Source organism: Vreelandella nigrificans, assembly GCF_002374315.1.
Lineage (GTDB): Bacteria > Pseudomonadota > Gammaproteobacteria > Pseudomonadales > Halomonadaceae > Vreelandella > Vreelandella nigrificans.
Genome location: NZ_NWUX01000031.1, coordinates 1 through 15,907, shown reverse-complemented (window position 1 = coordinate 15,907; position 15,907 = coordinate 1). Strand labels below are relative to the sequence as shown.

The following is a 15,907-nucleotide window of genomic DNA, read 5'->3' as shown; positions in this document are numbered from 1 at the left end:
AGAATTCACTGAGCAGAAAATAAGCATTCGAACCCCTTACCTTCGTATATCCGATCCATCAACTGGGCGAGACTATGATCGAAGTCAAAAAAGGCCTGGATCTCCCCATCACGGGAGCGCCCGAGCAGCGTATTGAAGATGCGCGGCGTGTGCGCCACGTGGCAATCCTGGGCACCGACTACGTTGGCATGAAGCCAACGATGGAAGTTCAGGAAGGGGATAAGGTCAAACTAGGCCAATTGCTTTTCACCGACAAGAAAATTGAGGGGGTGCGCTTTACGGCGCCCGCCGGCGGTGAAGTAGTGGCAATTAACCGTGGCGAAAAACGACGTCTGCTGTCTGTTGTTATTAAAGTCGATGAAAATGAAGAAGCAGTGACATTTGCTTCCCATGATCGTGGAGCTTTAGGACAGTTAGATCGTCAGGCAGTTGTTGACCAGCTGGTTGAGTCAGGACTCTGGACTGCATTGCGCACCCGTCCTTTCTCACGTACGCCAGCAATTGACAGCACGCCTGTCGATATCTTTGTCACTGCAGTGGATACTCATCCACTGAGTGCCGATCCCGCCTTAATCATTAATGAGAATGCTCAAGCATTTGAAGACGGCCTCAAGGTGCTAACCCGCCTGACCGAGGGCAACGTTTTTCTGTGTACGGGCGCTAACGCTTCCATCCCTGGCGGTGATGTAAGTGGTGTTAAGGTCGAAAGCTTTGCAGGCCCGCACCCTGCTGGCCTGGTAGGTACGCATATTCACTACCTTTCACCTGTCGCACTGCATAAGAAAGTGTGGCACATCGGCTATCAGGACGTTATCGCGTTCGGTAAGTTGTTTGTGGAAGGTCGGCTCGATATGAGTCGCGTAGTCGCGGTAGGCGGCCCACGTGCTGAGAATCCTCGTTTGCTACGCACCCGTGTGGGCGCTAGCACCGATGAACTCTTTGCGGGTGAGGTTGTCAAGCCGGATGACACCCGTGTGATTTCAGGTTCTGTGTTCTCAGGCTTTGCTACTGAGGGCAAACTGACTTATCTGGGGCGTTTCCATAATCAGGTGAGCATGCTGGAAGAAGGCAACAAGCGCACCTTTATGGGATGGCTGTCTCCTGGTGCGAACCGTCACTCTGTACTTGGCATTTATTTGTCAAAGTTTAAAGGCTTAAGCAATTATGCCCCAACGACCTCCACCAATGGCTCCGAGCGTGCCATGGTGCCGGTGGGCGCGTATGAGACCATTATGCCTTTGGATGTAATGCCAACACAGCTGCTGCGTTCGCTGATCGTGGGCGACATTGAGGTTGCCATGCAACTTGGGTGTCTTGAGTTAGACGAAGAGGACTTGGCGCTTTGCACGTATGTTTGCCCCGGCAAATACGAGTACGGCCCCATCCTGCGTGACAATCTCACCATGATCGAGAAAGAGGCCTGATGATGGGTATTCGACAAACGCTCGATAGTCTCGAGCCGCACTTCCACAAAGGCGGTAAGTATGAAAAGTTCTATCCGCTTTATGAAGCGATAGATACGGTTTTCTACTCACCGCCCAGCGTAGCTAAAACGACCGCTCACGTGCGCGATGGTATCGACCTTAAGCGCATTATGATCACCGTCTGGATGTGTACTTTCCCGGCGATGTTCTTTGGTATGTGGAGCGCAGGTTGGCAAGCTAACACAGCCATAGACGCGGGTTATGCGTCTATGGCGGGCTGGCGCGAAGCAATCATGATGACCTTGGCGTCTGGGCATGATCCGGGTAGCCTGTGGGCCAACTTCGTACTTGGTGCTACGTACTTCTTACCGATCTACCTCGTTACGTTCGCGGTAGGTGGTTTCTGGGAAGTACTATTCGCAATTAAGCGTGGCCACGAAGTAAACGAAGGCTTCTTCGTAACTTCTGTGCTGTTTGCGCTGATCCTGCCGGCGACTATCCCGCTATGGCAGGTCGCCCTGGGTATCACCTTCGGTGTGGTGATCGGTAAAGAGATCTTCGGTGGTACAGGCAAGAACTTCCTGAACCCCGCGCTAACCGGTCGTGCCTTCCTCTACTTTGCTTATCCGGCGCAAATCTCCGGTGATGCGGTATGGGTAGCTGCCGATGGTTACACAGGAGCCACTGCGCTTTCCCTGGCCTTCCAAGACGGCATGGCAGCATTGACCAACACCTTCACCTGGTGGGATGCCTTCTTAGGCTTTGTTCCAGGCTCGGTGGGTGAAGTGTCAACGTTGGCTATCTTTATCGGTGGTGCAGTACTACTGTGGACCCGTATAGCCTCGTGGCGCATCATGCTGGGTGTATTCCTGGGTATGGTGGTGACCAGCACACTGTTCAATCTAATCGGCTCTGACACCAACCCGATGTTCGAGATGCCGTGGTACTGGCATTTGGTGATCGGTGGTTTCGCGTTTGGTATGGTGTTTATGGCGACAGACCCAGTGTCTGCTTCCATGACTAACCAAGGGCGTCTGGTGTTCGGTGCGCTGATCGGTGTAATGACAGTGTTGATCCGCGTGGTTAACCCGGCATTCCCCGAAGGCATCATGCTGGCCATTCTGTTCGCCAACTTGTTTGCACCGCTGATTGACCACTTCTTCGTCCAGGCCAATATTAAGCGCCGCATCAAGCGTACTGGCGTACCGGCCGAGGAGACTGCCTAATGGCACAAGGTAACAATTCGATCAAAAAAATCCTGATCGTAGCGTTTTCGCTGTGCATTGTGTGCTCTGTCATCGTTTCGACGGCGGCAGTAGCGCTACGCCCCATGCAGCAGCTAAATCAGGAACTGGACCGTAAAACCAATATCCTTAACGTGGCGCGTCTATACGAGCCAGGTATGGATATAGAGCAAGCATTCCGCGAGCAGATTACGGCTCGCGTAGTAGAGCTGGAAACCGGTGATTACACCGACCAGTTTGATGCTGACACGTTTGATGGTTTTGAAGCAGCGCGTGACCCTGCTACAGGTCGTACGCTATCTGGCCCCCGTGACATCGCAGGGCTTTCCAGGGTTGAAAACTACGCTGCTGTTTACTTAGTTGGCGATCCTGAAGACCCCGAGCAGATTGTTTTACCTATCCGTGGTCAAGGTCTTTGGGGCCGCATGATGGGCTTCCTGTCGGTTGAGGGTGACGGTAACACTATCGTTAGTATTACCTACTACGACCACAGTGAAACGCCTGGCTTGGGTGCCGAGGTAAATAATCCGCGTTGGCAGTCCCAGTGGGAAGGCAAAGAAATCTTCGATGAAGAGGGCGACCTGAACCCTGCTATCCGTGTTGTTAAAGGTAGCGGTAGCGGCGTACATGAAGTCGATGGTCTTTCCGGAGCTACCCTGACGGCTAACGGCGTCAACAATATGCTGCAGTTCTGGCTGAGCCCAGAAGGCTTCGGTGAGTACCTCGCCAGATTCCGCAGCGGCGTTGACCAGGAAGACGCCCAGGAAGCTGACGTCGAACTCGAAGCGGAAGGAGCCTGATCATGGCAGATATAAATGCTAAAGGCGCTTTAACGGCGCCGATCTTTAAGAACAACCCAATTGCGTTGCAAATATTGGGCATTTGTTCTGCACTGGCGGTTACCACCAGCATGAGCGTTTCGCTCGTTATGACGCTGGCGGTAGTCTTTGTTACGGCATTTTCGAACCTGTTCGTATCGTTGATCCGGAACCATATTCCCTCTTCGATCCGTATCATTGTTCAGATGACGATCATTGCATCGCTGGTTATCGTGGTTGACCAGATTCTCAAAGCCTACGCTTATGAAATGTCTAAGCAGCTGTCGGTCTTTGTTGGTCTGATCATCACTAACTGTATTGTAATGGGCCGTGCTGAAGGTTTCGCCATGTCCAACTCACCGGGCATATCGTTCCTTGACGGTATCGGTAACGGGCTTGGTTACGGCTTCGTACTAATGGTCGTAGGCTTCTTCCGTGAGCTGTTAGGTGCCGGTAGTGTGTTTGGCTTCACTGTCTTGCCGACTGTGCAAAATGGTGGTTGGTACGTGCCGAACGGTTTGCTGCTGCTACCACCTTCTGCCTTCTTTATCATCGGTTTGTTGATCTGGGCTATCCGCTCGTTCAACCCCGAGCAGGTAGAAGACAACGAGTTCAAGATGAAGCACAACACCAAGCCGAAGGAGGCTGTGTAACATGGAACACTATCTAAGCCTTTTCGTTGCTTCGGTCTTTGTTGAGAACTTGGCCCTGGCATTCTTCTTGGGGATGTGTACTTTCCTTGCAGTCTCTAAGAAAGTTTCCGCTGCCTTTGGTCTAGGCATTGCCGTTATCGTGGTACTGACAATCGCAGTACCCGTTAACAATCTGGTGTTCAACCTCCTTCTTGCTGAAGGCGCGCTGACCTGGACTGGAATTAGTGGGGCCGAAAATATCGACCTCTCGTTCCTTGGCCTGCTGAGCTACATCGGTGTTATTGCAGCACTGGTACAGATCCTTGAGATGTTCCTGGATAAATACGTACCCGCGCTGTACAACGCACTGGGCGTGTTCCTGCCGCTGATCACTGTAAACTGCGCCATCTTGGGTGGCGTACTGTTCATGGTTGAGCGTAACTACAACTTCGGTGAATCTGTGATTTATGGATTTGGCTCCGGTGTGGGCTGGGCGCTGGCAATTACTGCCCTGGCTGGTATCCGTGAGAAGCTGAAGTACAGTGACGTACCTGGCGGCCTGCAGGGTCTTGGTATCACGTTCATTACCGTTGGCTTAATGTCTTTGGGCTTTATGTCATTCTCAGGCATTCAGCTTTAATCGGAGCCGGTTTTCTCGGCAGCTTAGGCTGCCGAGATACAGAAACCCCTCAGCAATAGGAAACCGACATGGTTGATACATCTGTCATCTTGCTCGGTGTTGTCATGTTCACGATCATCGTTATTAGTTTAACGGGGATCATCCTGGCAGCGCGTAGCAAGCTAGTGAGTAGCGGGGACGTGACTATCGAAGTCAACGGCGACCCCGAGCACACCTTGACGACTCAGGCTGGTGGCAAGCTTTTAAACACGCTAGCTGCCAACGGTATTTTTCTTTCTTCCGCTTGCGGCGGTGGCGGCTCTTGTGCCCAGTGTAAGTGCCGGGTAGAAGAGGGTGGCGGTTCTATCCTGCCTACCGAAGAATCGCACTTCACCATGCGTGAAAAGAAAGATGGCTGGCGCCTCTCTTGTCAGGTACCTGTTAAGCAGGACATGAAAGTAGAAGTACCAGAAGAGGTATTTGGCGTTAAGAAGTGGGAAACAGTCGTTACTGCAAACCCCAACGTTGCTACCTTTATCAAAGAGCTGAACTTGAAACTGCCCGAAGGTGAAGAAGTTGCCTTCCGTGCTGGTGGCTATGTACAGCTGGTAGCTCCGCCCTACGATATCAAGTTCTCTGACTTTGATATTGAAGAAGAGTACCGTGGCGATTGGGAAAAGTTTGATATGTTCAAAATTTCCCATAAGAATAACGAGGAAGTTATCCGCGCTTACTCAATGGCGAACTACCCGGATGAAAAAGGCCTCCTCAAGTTCAACATTCGTATCGCGACGCCGCCTCCGGGTACAAGCCACCCGCCGGGCCTTATGTCGACCTACGTCTTCAATTTGAAGCCGGGCGACAAAGTGACCGTTATGGGGCCATTTGGTGAGTTCTTTGCCAAAGACACTGATGCGGAAATGATTTTTGTCGGTGGTGGTGCGGGTATGGCACCTATGCGTAGCCACATTTTCGATCAGCTCAAACGCTTGAAGTCAGATCGTAAAATTACTTTCTGGTACGGTGCGCGCTCCTGGCGTGAAACCTTCTATAACGAAGAGTACGACCAGCTGGCAGAAGAGTTCCCGAACTTTAAGTGGCACTTAGCCCTTTCTGACCCGCAGCCAGAAGATAACTGGGAAGGCCCGACCGGCTTTATCCACAATGTTCTGTACGAAAACTATCTGAAGGATCACCCTGCACCTGAAGATTGTGAGTACTACATGTGTGGGCCGCCCATGATGAACGCCTCTGTTATTAAGCTACTGCTTGATATGGGCGTTGAACCGGAAAATATCCTGCTGGACGATTTCGGCGGTTAATATTTCGGTTACCTGAACTGCTTACGGGGCTGGCCATTAGGTCAGCCCCGTTTGTATGTGAATGACTGAAAAACACCGCGTTGTCTGATCATTTTGGAATGGCTGGGGTACAATGGGCGTCAAATCTAGGGCACTTACCGGCATGACCGTTGTCGGCAGGTGAGCAGTTAACGCAATGTGGGGAGATTAGCATGGCAATTTGGCTACTGGTATTTGGCTTTATGGCGCTAGTGATGACGGCCATGGCAGTGGGTGTGTTGATGGGCCGTAAGCCCATTGCAGGCTCCTGTGGTGGCTTAAACCAATTGGGGCTTAAAGAGGGTTGCGATATTTGCGGTGGCAAAGATGAAGTGTGCGAGGAAGAGAATCGCAAGCGCGGCAGTGAGCGTCGCCGTAGTGATGAAAGCCGTGGTGCTGATCTAGGTTACGATGCCACGCGCCGTTAATGCTTCATCATGACGTCCGCTACGCCAAACGCTCGCTTATTCAGCGGGCGTTTATGTATGCGTCGATGAAATATCTTGATGTAAAAGGTACAAGGAGATTGAAAGCGTATGGCGGTTCATAATTACGATATTGTTGTTATCGGTACCGGCCCAGCAGGGGAAAGCGCTGCCATAAATGCTGCTAAACACGGCATGCGCGTAGCGATTGTTGAAAAGCAGGCACAGGTAGGGGGCAACTGTACGCACTGGGGTACGATTCCCTCCAAGGCGTTACGCCATCAGGTGAAGCAGATCATGGCGTTTAACACTAACCGTATGTTTCGCGATATCGGTGAGCCACGCTGGTTTTCGTTTCCAAAAGTTATGGAGCGTTCACGCAGTACAATCGACAAGCAGGTTGAAATGCGTACCACGTTTTACGCGCGCAACCGTATCGACCTGTTCCATGGCGTAGCGCGCTTCAAAGATGATCATACGGTATTGGTTCGCGACCGCCAGGAAGGGATGGAAGAGCTTGTAGCCAAAAAAATTGTTATCGCTACTGGCTCAAGACCCTATCGTCCGGCGGATATTAATTTCCGCCATCCGCGCATTTACTGCTCAGACACGATTTTAAGCCTCTCTCATACTCCCCGTACGCTGGTGATTTTTGGCGCTGGGGTTATTGGCTGCGAATATGCATCAATTTTCTCGGGATTGGGCGTTAAAGTTGACCTCATTAACAACCGGGATAGTCTGCTTTCTTTCCTGGATGACGAGATTAGTGATGCGCTGTCGTACCATTTGCGCAAGCATGGCGTGCTGATTCGCCACAATGAAGAGTACGCAAGTGTCGAAGGTGATGAATCGGGCGTGGTGGTACATTTACAGTCGGGTAAGAAAATCCGTGCCGATGCCTTCTTATGGGCCAATGGTCGCACGGGCAACACTGACAGCCTAGGGCTGGAAAATATCGGCCTTGAAGCGAATAGCCGTGGCCAGTTGAGTGTGGATGAGCACTACCGTACCGCCATACCAACGATATACGCGGCCGGGGATGTGATTGGTTGGCCAAGCCTTGCCAGCGCTGCTTACGATCAGGGGCTAAACTCTTGTAACGAGCTGTTAGAAAAAGAGTATCGCTTTGTCAGTGATGTGCCCACCGGTATTTATACCATTCCGGAAATCAGCTCCTTTGGACCTAACGAGCGCGAGCTAACCGAAGCGAAAATCCCTTATGAAGTGGGCAAAGCCTTCTTCAAAGATACCGCCCGAGCGCAAATTACTGGCGATACGGTGGGCATGCTTAAAATTCTTTTCCATCAGGATACGCTGGAGATTCTTGGTATTCACTGCTTTGGCGACCAGGCTTCGGAGATCTTGCATATCGGCCAAGCAATAATGCAGCAGGAAGGGGAGGCGAATACACTAAAGTATTTCGTTAACACCACTTTCAATTATCCCACCATGGCAGAAGCGTATCGGGTGGCAGCGCAAAATGGTTTAAACCGAGTTTTTTAGCGTGATTCAGTATGGGAGCTTTATGCTTCCGCTCCCATACTGACACACACCTTCTAGATTTCATCCAGCAACTGCTGCGCACGGAGTTGCCACTCGCCTTCTAACGCGGCGGCTTGGATGAGCGCCTCTCGGGCCTCGTCACTGTTCTGTTGCTGCAGTTGCATGATGGCTAAGTTAAGCCAGGCAGCTCCCATGCTGGGTTCAAGTACAGTGGCTTGCTTAAACGCCTGCTTAGCACCGTCAGCTTCTCCCTCTGCATAAAGTGCATTGCCAAGTGCAAACTGTGCCATGGCATTTGATGGGTGGCGTTCTACCAGTATTTGCCAGCTTGAGAGTGCTGCCTGCGGCCCGTGTATTTCTTCATAGGCGCTAATGGCTTCCAAAGCGTTCCGCGCTGTTACACCATCGGGCAGGGTGCCTGGCTCACTAACTACAAAGCCCCAGCGCCCGGTGCGCGCCCAGGTGGCATCAAATCGGCTAAAAGACATCGTATGCCGCTCAATTTCACCGCTGCGCAGAATGAGTGTTTCATTAGGCAAGTCAAAGCCAATAGCTACCGCATAGTGCCACATGGGAAAGGCGGGCAGCGCGAGGTTTTGCATCACCACGACAGGGTCACCTGCTTCCAGATGGCTTAGAAGTGCATCCATGGTGCCGCGAATGGGGATCGCAAGCTGCTTATAGCGGCGCACGGTGGCTAACATTTCAGGCTGTACGCTACCGTCTCTGCCGGGTAAAAAAACCTGCGGAATCAGTTGCTCAACACTGGTATCGACACCCTGGTGATTTAGCACCATAGCCAGCGTTGCCGGGCCACACTGATACTCGGTCTGCGCATAAAACGGTACTTGGCTCAATTCTGTTTGAGGTGTCAAGCTGGCCTTAGTGGTTTCCAGTAACACAGGGCTGCGGGCACAGGCTGAAAGTAACAAGGCAAGTAGTAAAACGCCCGCGAAGCGGGCGTTTTTAAATAGTCTCTGCATGCTAGACATCTTAACGGGTAAACGGATAAACGTCGGTCAAGCCGAGGATGTCGGTAATCAGCAGAATGACAAATACCGCAAACAGCACGCCGATCACACCCGCGCCTGCAGGCAACTGCTCTAACTGGTCAGCCATTTGCTGCGCTTCAGCATCGCTCAGTGCTGCAACGCGAGCTTCAACTTCGTTCAGATCAACACCCTGCTTGAGCAGCTGTTCCTGTACATCAGCGCGTGCCAAAACGTTATTAATACGTTCACGGTCAGCACCTGCACGGTCACCTGCCAAAGCAGACTGAGTGGTCACTAGGTCCATAGATTGCGGCGCAATCGGCGCAGCTGCTACGGGCAGGCTGGTGATAACTAGGGCGGCAATTAACAGAGTAGATAGGTAAGCACGCAACGTTTTCATTGTCTTGATCCTTAGACTAGTCGGGGAGAAAGCGATTTTATCGCTTGAATCAATAGTATAGAAATAAAATACGCGGGATTTAAGGCGAAAAAGCAAAGTGCTAATTATTTGCACTAATGCGATAGGTCCAGGGTGTTTCTGCAAGAATACCTTTGGCACCTGCCATGGTAATTGCAAGGTCGTGAATGCCGGGCCAAAGAGGCACGTGGGAGGCGCCTTTAACGGCAAGGTCTAACCGCTGCGCCATTAACAGCAGCTTGTGTAACCGCTTCATAGATAAGCGGCTAGTAGCTTTTTGATAGGCAGGACGCCGCTTATCAAAAATCATTGGCTTTTGAGTTTTGCAGGCGTGCTCGAAGCTCTGGCCCTGGTCTAGATGCTGGTGTAACGAGAGCAGGGTGCGTAATTCGCGGCCTAGTGCCCATAACACTATAGGCGCTTCAACACCTTCACTTTTGAGGCCGTTGACAATGCGCGAAGCGCGGCTGGGTTCACCTTTTAAACAAGCATCTGCCAAGTTAAACACATCAAAGCGTGTACTATCTTCAACGCCCTGGGCAATGCTTTCGACGTTAAGGCGTGTGTTGGAAGGGTGGATAAGCGCAAGCTTCTGCAGCTCCTGATCGGCGGCCAGCAGGTTCCCTTCAGTACGTTCGCCAAGCAGGCGTGCCGCATCCAGGTCAATCTGCAACCCATGCAGTGCTGCCCGGTCGCGCAGCCAATACCCTAAGCGTGATACATCCACAGGCCATACCGGCACAAACAAGCCATGCTTATCCAGCGCTTTAAACCAGGCACTTTTTTGCTGCTTGGCATCCAGCTTACCCATGCTGACTAACAGAAGGTCGTCACTACCGTCCATCATTTCAGCGTACTGTGCGAGTGCTTTACTGCCTTCCTGGCCTAGCTTGTGGTTGCCTAAACGTAGTTCTAGCAGTTTATTGGTGGCAAACAGGGACAGGTTGCTAGCGGTTTCCAGCAGCCGGCCCCAGGCGAAGTTGGGTTCAACGTCCAATACTTCCCGTTCTTCAACGCCTGCTTGCCGGGCGGCTAGGCGCACGGCATCGCAGGCATCACGGTGCTGCAGAGGTTCATCACCGGCAACAATCACCGCCTTCGGCAGCTTCTTGGCTAATGCGGCGGGTAGCTGGTCGGCAAATACCTTCACTGCATCGCCTCAAGGTTGGTCAGACGCTCAATAATACGCTGCGCAAGCTGCCGTGTTAGCGTCTGCTCCGCCTCTTGGAACAGTGCTTCACGGTTGAGAAGGTCATCATCACTTACGCGAATCTGTGTACTAGTGCTGAGCGTCGCATTATTAAGGGCATAGGCATTGGTTTCCCGCTGCTGTACCGAAAGCGTTGTGCTGAGGGTTAGCTCATGCTCGCGGCTGGCACGGCCGCCGCTGCCAATGTGGCGCTCTTGTAGTGAAGGTGTCCCCAGCGTGACCCGCCAGGTCGCACCGCTGACCACCTCGGTGCCCAGTTGCTTTAAGCGAGTACGCAGTTGCTGGGCGAGGGCGCTATTGTCGTTGCCTTCAATGGAAAGCGTGGGCAGCTGTGGCATTGCTTCAGTGCCGCGAAGGCGAAACCCACAGCCGCTGAGCAGCACCGCCGCAGAAGCGGCGATGCTGGTAGCGAGGAAACGACGGCGTGTAACGTATTGGTTTGGCTTCATCCGCTCACCACAATGTTAACCAGCTTGCCGGGCACCACGATCACTTTGCGTACCGTTTTGCCCTCTAAATGGCGTTGGACGTTTTCACTTTCCATTGCCAGCGTCTCGATGGCGGCTTTGTCGGCGTTGGCTGGGGCTTCCAGGCGGGCACGCAGCTTGCCGTTAACCTGGACCACTAGCTCAATGCTGTCCCGGGTGAGGGCAGCTTCATCTACCTTTGGCCACTGTGCTTCAATAGCGGGCTGATCATGGCCTAACTGCTGCCACAGGCTATGGCACAGGTGTGGAGTAATGGGGGCCAATAGCAGTACACACGCTTCCAACGCTTCACGCGTAATTGCTAAGCCAAGCTCAGTAGTATCGTCAAACTTGCTAACCGCGTTAGAGAGCTCCATTACCGCGGCGATAGCGGTATTAAAGGTAGTGCGGCGGCCGATATCATCGCTGGCTTTCTTGATGGTTTCGTGGGTTTTACGGCGTAGCGCCTTTTGCTCATCATTTAGTGCATCGATGGCTAACTTACCCGGTGTGCCTGCATCAAGATGCTCAGTCACCTGACGCCAGATCCGTTTCAGGAAGCGGTGCGCGCCCTCAACGCCGGAATCTGACCACTCCAATGACTGCTCTGGCGGTGCGGCAAACATCATAAACAGGCGCACGGTGTCGGCACCAAATTTATCGATCATCGACTGTGGGTCAACGCCGTTGTTTTTCGACTTGGACATCTTCTCGATGCCACCCATCTCAACCGGCTGACCGTCGCTCATTAGAATGGCGCTAAGCGGGCGACCTTTCTCATCGCGCTTTACTTCCACATCGGCGGGGTTAAACCACTCTTTGCCACCGTTCTCTTTAAAGCGGTAGAAGGTTTCTGCAATCACCATACCTTGGGTAAGCAACTGCTGGAACGGTTCGTCGGAATCCACCATGCCAAAATCACGCAGCAGCTTGTGGAAGAAACGGGCGTAGAGCAGGTGCAGGATAGCGTGCTCAATACCGCCGATGTAGAGATCAACCGGCAGCCAATAGTTGGCACGTTCATCGAGCATGGCTTCGTGGTTATCTGCACAGCAGAAGCGAGCGAAGTACCAGGAAGACTCCATAAAGGTGTCGAAGGTGTCGGTTTCACGCACCCAGCCATCGCCCAACTCAGAGAACTCAGGCATTTTCTTCAGTGGCGAGCCAGAGGCGTCCACGGTGACTTCCATAGGTAGCGCCACCGGCAGTTCATCATCAGAGAGAGGAACCGTTTGGCCTTCAGGGCCGTACTTAACCGGAATTGGCGCGCCCCAGTAACGCTGGCGGGCGATACCCCAATCACGTAAGCGGTAATTGGTTTTGACGTTGCCACGGCCAAGTTCGGTAAGCTTGGCGGCAATGGCATCAAACGCTGCCTGGAACTCCAAGCCATCAAATTCGCCTGAGTTGATCAGCGTGCCGTGCTCTACAAAAGCGCCTTCAGAAATATCCGGCGCATTGCCGTTTTCATCAGCGACGACAGGCTTTAGCTCTACGCCATACTTCGTCGCAAATTCCCAGTCGCGCTGGTCATGGGCAGGTACTGCCATCACCGCGCCGGTACCGAACTCCATCAGTACGAAGTTGGCCACAAACACCGGTACTTCATCGCCAGTTAGCGGATGAATGGCTTTATGCCCAGTGGGCATGCCCAGCTTCTCTTTGGTGGCCATTTCGGCTTCTGAGGTACCACCTTTGCCACACTCTTCACAGAACGCTGCCAGCTCGCTGTTCTGCGCAGCGGCTTGCTTGGCCAGCGGGTGCCCGGCAGCTACGGCCACGTAGGTCACGCCGAATAGCGTATCAGGGCGAGTGGTATACACAGCCAGTGGGTCGCAGGCACTGCCATCCGCTGCCTGAATTTCAAAGGTCATCTCAACGCCACGGGATTTACCAATCCAGTTGCGCTGCATGGTTTTGACCTGCTCGGGCCACTCGACATTTTCAAGATCCGCCAGCAACTCATCGGCGTAATCAGTGATTTTCAAAAACCACAGCGGGATCTCTTTACGCTCGACAGGCGCGCCAGAACGCCAGCCGCAACCATCGATAACCTGCTCATTCGCTAGTACCGTTTGATCAACCGGATCCCAGTTAACCGTGGACATCTTTTTGTACACCAGGCCTTTTTCTACCAGCTTGGTGAAGAACCACTGCTCCCAGCGGTAATAGCTGGTATCACAGGTAGCGAATTCACGGCTCCAGTCATAGGCAAAACCAAGTGCCTTCAACTGGTTGCGCATGTAGTCGATATTTTGATAGGTCCACTTGGCAGGTGGCACCTGGTTTTGAATAGCGGCATTTTCCGCAGGCATACCGAATGCATCCCAACCCATGGGCTGCATAACATTTTTACCCTGCATACGCTGGAAACGGGACACAACGTCGCCGATAGTGTAGTTACGCACGTGACCCATGTGCAGCTTGCCGCTGGGGTAGGGGAACATGGATAGGCAGTAGAACTTTTCGCGGTTGGCGTCTTCTACTGCTTTAAAGCACTGGTGTTTGTCCCAGTACTGCTGGGCATCACGTTCGATCTCACGGGGGCTGTAATGTGCGTCCATCGGTGTTTTCAATGCCTTGGGGTAATTCGCCCAAAAAGGGCGCAAAGTGAATAATAGATGACCACTGTCAGATAAGTAGCGTCGATTGTATCCTATGCAGGTGTATCCTTGAACGGTTAGCCGATGATAGGCCGCACCCTGGGTCGACAAAAGGAGAGGGACCATGGAACAACATAACGATCACCGTTTGCGCGAAGGCTACGAACGCCTGCTAGAACGCATGCAGGACGGGGCCAACGAACTTACCTGGGAAAACCTACAAAAGGATTTAGACGAAGCCGTTGAGTTCGAAGCGGAGCTTGAAGAGTACACCAAAGACGAGCTTGCGTTGCTGCGTGCCTGGGTAGAGCGTGACCTAAAAGATATGCGCTACTACATGGCCGATACCGGTAAACAGGTAGCAAGCTGGTTGGGAATCGATATTGACGGGCTCTCCCGGCGAGTGATGGAGTCACTGCTTTCCATTGCAGACCGCAGCGTGGTTGACCGCGAGCGCTTTGAAGACGACTTAGAAGCCGCGCGTGCCGACTACTGCGAAGGCGAAATGGCCGCCCCTGGCTTAATGGCCTGCGTGCACTGCGATGCGCAAGTGATGCTGGAAAGCGTTTCGCGACTAGAGCCATGCCACCAGTGTGGCCATCGTTACTTTTACCGCTTCCCCAGTAAAATCGTCGAGACCTGAGTTGCTAACGCACTCAACATTTAATTAACCCATATGCTCAGGCCTGCGATCGCTCCCAGCGTGAGCAGGCTCATCATAGCTGCGTATGGTAAATTATCTTTCATCATCCGGTAGCCACTGACCCCGTAGCGCCCCTGCAGTGAAAGGTTGATACCGGAAAGCGGCCCCACGCTTGTACCTACCGCCCAGGCGCTAACCGCCACAAAGGCAAACAGCGTCTGCTCGCCGCCTTGAAGGTTTAAAATAGACGCCAGTACGGAAACACCAATAATCGGGTGCAGCCCTACGAGCGCACTCAGGGTAATGGCTGCAAAGCTCACCATGGCCTGCCACATGCCAAAGCGGGCAAACAGCGTCCACTCGTCTCCTGCCGCTGCCGCGACCAGGGTAGAAAGCCCTAGTGTTAATAACCCTGCGGCTAAAAACAGCGATATTTCCCCACGCATACTGGGCAGCCGTGTAACGGTATGCTGACGAATGCGCCGCAACATGTAGCGCGGGCCTTCACGCAGGTTGCTAAGTAGTGCCACCCCTGGAATTAGAAAGGTAATGATGCTAACAATCGTCAGCGTTGGTGTGAGCCAGAAATGAAACAGCATCACTAGCGCCGCCATACTGGTAGGCATTAACAAGCTGCGCGGTGAAAGCGAAAAGCCGTCCACCTCGGATAAATCAAACCGACGCCGCAGCTCCAGAGTGGTCAACACCCCCGAGAGCATCGCCAGTGGAAACCCGACCAGAGCGACCTGGCCATACTGCACCTCGGGCGCCAAGGCAATGACCACCGCCATGGAAGCAAAGAAGGGAGACCAAAGCGCGGCACTACTCAAACCACGATTAAGCGCTAAAAGCTGGGGTGCGGTTAATGGTGCGCGCCTAGCCAAGCGGTCGCCCACCATCAATATCGTCGAAAGATTCAAAATGGTGCCGAGAAAATGCACCCCTAACCAAGTACGCAACACACCATCAGCACCGGTAACCCGCTTACCCGGCGCTCGCTTGTTGCCCTGGGTGCCGATCAATGAAATAAAGCTAACGCCCACTAGCATTGTGGCCACAAACACGTTGCCCTGCAGCATGGCTGGCCAATTCACCTCAGCGCCATATACCACCCGCGCCACTACCAGCATTAGCACGCCGAGCACAAACAACACACCCGCCTGAATACGCGAGCGCTTTGGAATACCACGCCACAGCAGTGCTACCGCCGCCCACAGCAAATAGCTCACCGCCTGCGTTGTTGGTAGCACGCCGGTAAAGCCGACTATCTGCGCTAAAAGCCCCAGCAGCACCAGCCCGCCCGCCACTCGCTGCCGCGTTGTCGTCTCTTGCATCTCAATCCCTTACTGGTTGAGTTAGCAGGCTAATCGGCTTTTTGATAATTGGCTAGCGGAACAAGGTAGAGGAGAGCGTTTACCGAAAAGAAAAGGCATATTCTTGTAGCGCGTGGTAACGAATCTGCGAGGCACGAGCAAATGAGGCACCCGCGTAGTGAACTGCCCCCCGAAAGTTGGACACTTTACTCCAACCTTCGAGGCACTCGGGTGAGAAATAAATATACTGAACGCT

Annotated in this window: 15 protein-coding genes; 9 read left to right on the top strand and 6 right to left on the bottom strand. The window is 53.0% G+C overall.

The window, feature by feature from the left end:
- Positions 1–74: 74 nt before the first annotated feature.
- From CPA45_RS20805 to sthA, 8 genes are all read left to right on the top strand, one after another.
- Positions 75–1,424, top strand: a complete 1,350-nt coding sequence (locus tag CPA45_RS20805; RefSeq protein WP_096654925.1) for a Na(+)-translocating NADH-quinone reductase subunit A — start codon at positions 75–77, stop codon at positions 1,422–1,424.
- Positions 1,424–2,650: an NADH:ubiquinone reductase (Na(+)-transporting) subunit B gene (locus CPA45_RS20800; protein WP_096654923.1), complete on the top strand. Its 1,227-nt coding sequence runs from the start codon at positions 1,424–1,426 to the stop codon at positions 2,648–2,650. Before CPA45_RS20805 ends, CPA45_RS20800 begins: the two co-directional genes overlap by 1 nt.
- Positions 2,650–3,468: a Na(+)-translocating NADH-quinone reductase subunit C gene (locus tag CPA45_RS20795; protein ID WP_096654921.1), complete on the top strand. Its 819-nt coding sequence runs from the start codon at positions 2,650–2,652 to the stop codon at positions 3,466–3,468. The genes CPA45_RS20800 and CPA45_RS20795 overlap by 1 nt, the downstream gene beginning before the upstream one ends.
- Before the next feature lie 2 nt (positions 3,469–3,470).
- Positions 3,471–4,139, top strand: coding sequence for an NADH:ubiquinone reductase (Na(+)-transporting) subunit D (locus CPA45_RS20790; protein WP_078087834.1), 669 nt, complete (start codon positions 3,471–3,473; stop codon positions 4,137–4,139).
- A 1-nt stretch (position 4,140) separates the two neighbouring features.
- On the top strand, positions 4,141–4,758 hold the full coding sequence (gene nqrE, locus CPA45_RS20785; protein ID WP_078087833.1) for an NADH:ubiquinone reductase (Na(+)-transporting) subunit E: 618 nt from the start codon (positions 4,141–4,143) through the stop codon (positions 4,756–4,758).
- Between the two features lie 68 nt (positions 4,759–4,826).
- Complete coding sequence (gene nqrF, locus CPA45_RS20780; RefSeq protein WP_096654919.1) at positions 4,827–6,059, top strand: NADH:ubiquinone reductase (Na(+)-transporting) subunit F; 1,233 nt, start codon at positions 4,827–4,829, stop codon at positions 6,057–6,059.
- 191 nt (positions 6,060–6,250) lie between these two features.
- A complete protein-coding gene (gene nqrM / locus CPA45_RS20775; RefSeq protein WP_078087831.1) occupies positions 6,251–6,505 on the top strand; it encodes a (Na+)-NQR maturation NqrM in 255 nt (84 codons plus the stop codon).
- 108 nt (positions 6,506–6,613) lie between these two features.
- Positions 6,614–8,005 carry a Si-specific NAD(P)(+) transhydrogenase gene (sthA, locus tag CPA45_RS20770; RefSeq protein WP_096654917.1) on the top strand — a complete coding sequence of 464 codons (1,392 nt, stop codon included), beginning with the start codon at positions 6,614–6,616 and terminating at the stop codon, positions 8,003–8,005.
- Positions 8,006–8,058: 53 nt separating this feature from the next.
- On the opposite strand, the gene CPA45_RS20765 is transcribed toward sthA, so the two are convergent.
- From CPA45_RS20765 to leuS, 5 genes are all read right to left on the bottom strand, one after another.
- Entirely contained in the window at positions 8,059–8,988 is a 930-nt protein-coding gene (locus CPA45_RS20765; RefSeq protein WP_096654915.1) for a PA2778 family cysteine peptidase, read from the bottom strand.
- A gap of 10 nt (positions 8,989–8,998) precedes the next feature.
- Positions 8,999–9,397, bottom strand: a complete 399-nt coding sequence (locus CPA45_RS20760) for a PA2779 family protein (RefSeq protein WP_096654913.1) — start codon at positions 9,395–9,397, stop codon at positions 8,999–9,001.
- 100 nt (positions 9,398–9,497) lie between these two features.
- Complete coding sequence (gene holA / locus CPA45_RS20755; RefSeq protein WP_096654911.1) at positions 9,498–10,565, bottom strand: DNA polymerase III subunit delta; 1,068 nt, start codon at positions 10,563–10,565, stop codon at positions 9,498–9,500.
- Positions 10,562–11,074, bottom strand: coding sequence for an LPS-assembly lipoprotein LptE (locus CPA45_RS20750; protein ID WP_096654909.1), 513 nt, complete (start codon positions 11,072–11,074; stop codon positions 10,562–10,564). The genes holA and CPA45_RS20750 overlap by 4 nt, the downstream gene beginning before the upstream one ends.
- Complete coding sequence (gene leuS / locus CPA45_RS20745; RefSeq protein ID WP_096654907.1) at positions 11,071–13,656, bottom strand: leucine--tRNA ligase; 2,586 nt, start codon at positions 13,654–13,656, stop codon at positions 11,071–11,073. The genes CPA45_RS20750 and leuS overlap by 4 nt, the downstream gene beginning before the upstream one ends.
- A gap of 163 nt (positions 13,657–13,819) precedes the next feature.
- On the opposite strand from leuS, the gene CPA45_RS20740 reads away from it, so the two are divergent.
- Entirely contained in the window at positions 13,820–14,338 is a 519-nt protein-coding gene (locus CPA45_RS20740) for a zinc ribbon-containing protein (RefSeq protein ID WP_096654905.1), read from the top strand.
- A gap of 20 nt (positions 14,339–14,358) precedes the next feature.
- On the opposite strand, the gene CPA45_RS20735 is transcribed toward CPA45_RS20740, so the two are convergent.
- Complete coding sequence (locus CPA45_RS20735) at positions 14,359–15,672, bottom strand: hypothetical protein (protein ID WP_096654903.1); 1,314 nt, start codon at positions 15,670–15,672, stop codon at positions 14,359–14,361.
- Positions 15,673–15,907 lie beyond the last annotated feature (235 nt).

Bases quoted from the DNA above. Each gene is read 5' to 3' on its own strand.
- CPA45_RS20805 (WP_096654925.1), top strand. From the start codon at position 75: ATGATCGAAGTCAAAAAAGGCCTGGATCTCCCCATCACGGGAGCGCCC.
- CPA45_RS20800 (WP_096654923.1), top strand. From the start codon at position 1,424: ATGATGGGTATTCGACAAACGCTCGATAGTCTCGAGCCGCACTTCCAC.
- CPA45_RS20795 (WP_096654921.1), top strand. From the start codon at position 2,650: ATGGCACAAGGTAACAATTCGATCAAAAAAATCCTGATCGTAGCGTTT.
- CPA45_RS20790 (WP_078087834.1), top strand. From the start codon at position 3,471: ATGGCAGATATAAATGCTAAAGGCGCTTTAACGGCGCCGATCTTTAAG.
- nqrE (WP_078087833.1), top strand. From the start codon at position 4,141: ATGGAACACTATCTAAGCCTTTTCGTTGCTTCGGTCTTTGTTGAGAAC.
- nqrF (WP_096654919.1), top strand. From the start codon at position 4,827: ATGGTTGATACATCTGTCATCTTGCTCGGTGTTGTCATGTTCACGATC.
- nqrM (WP_078087831.1), top strand. From the start codon at position 6,251: ATGGCAATTTGGCTACTGGTATTTGGCTTTATGGCGCTAGTGATGACG.
- sthA (WP_096654917.1), top strand. From the start codon at position 6,614: ATGGCGGTTCATAATTACGATATTGTTGTTATCGGTACCGGCCCAGCA.
- CPA45_RS20765 (WP_096654915.1), bottom strand. From the start codon at position 8,988: ATGCAGAGACTATTTAAAAACGCCCGCTTCGCGGGCGTTTTACTACTT.
- CPA45_RS20760 (WP_096654913.1), bottom strand. From the start codon at position 9,397: ATGAAAACGTTGCGTGCTTACCTATCTACTCTGTTAATTGCCGCCCTA.
- CPA45_RS20750 (WP_096654909.1), bottom strand. From the start codon at position 11,074: ATGAAGCCAAACCAATACGTTACACGCCGTCGTTTCCTCGCTACCAGC.
- leuS (WP_096654907.1), bottom strand. From the start codon at position 13,656: ATGGACGCACATTACAGCCCCCGTGAGATCGAACGTGATGCCCAGCAG.
- CPA45_RS20740 (WP_096654905.1), top strand. From the start codon at position 13,820: ATGGAACAACATAACGATCACCGTTTGCGCGAAGGCTACGAACGCCTG.
- CPA45_RS20735 (WP_096654903.1), bottom strand. From the start codon at position 15,672: ATGCAAGAGACGACAACGCGGCAGCGAGTGGCGGGCGGGCTGGTGCTG.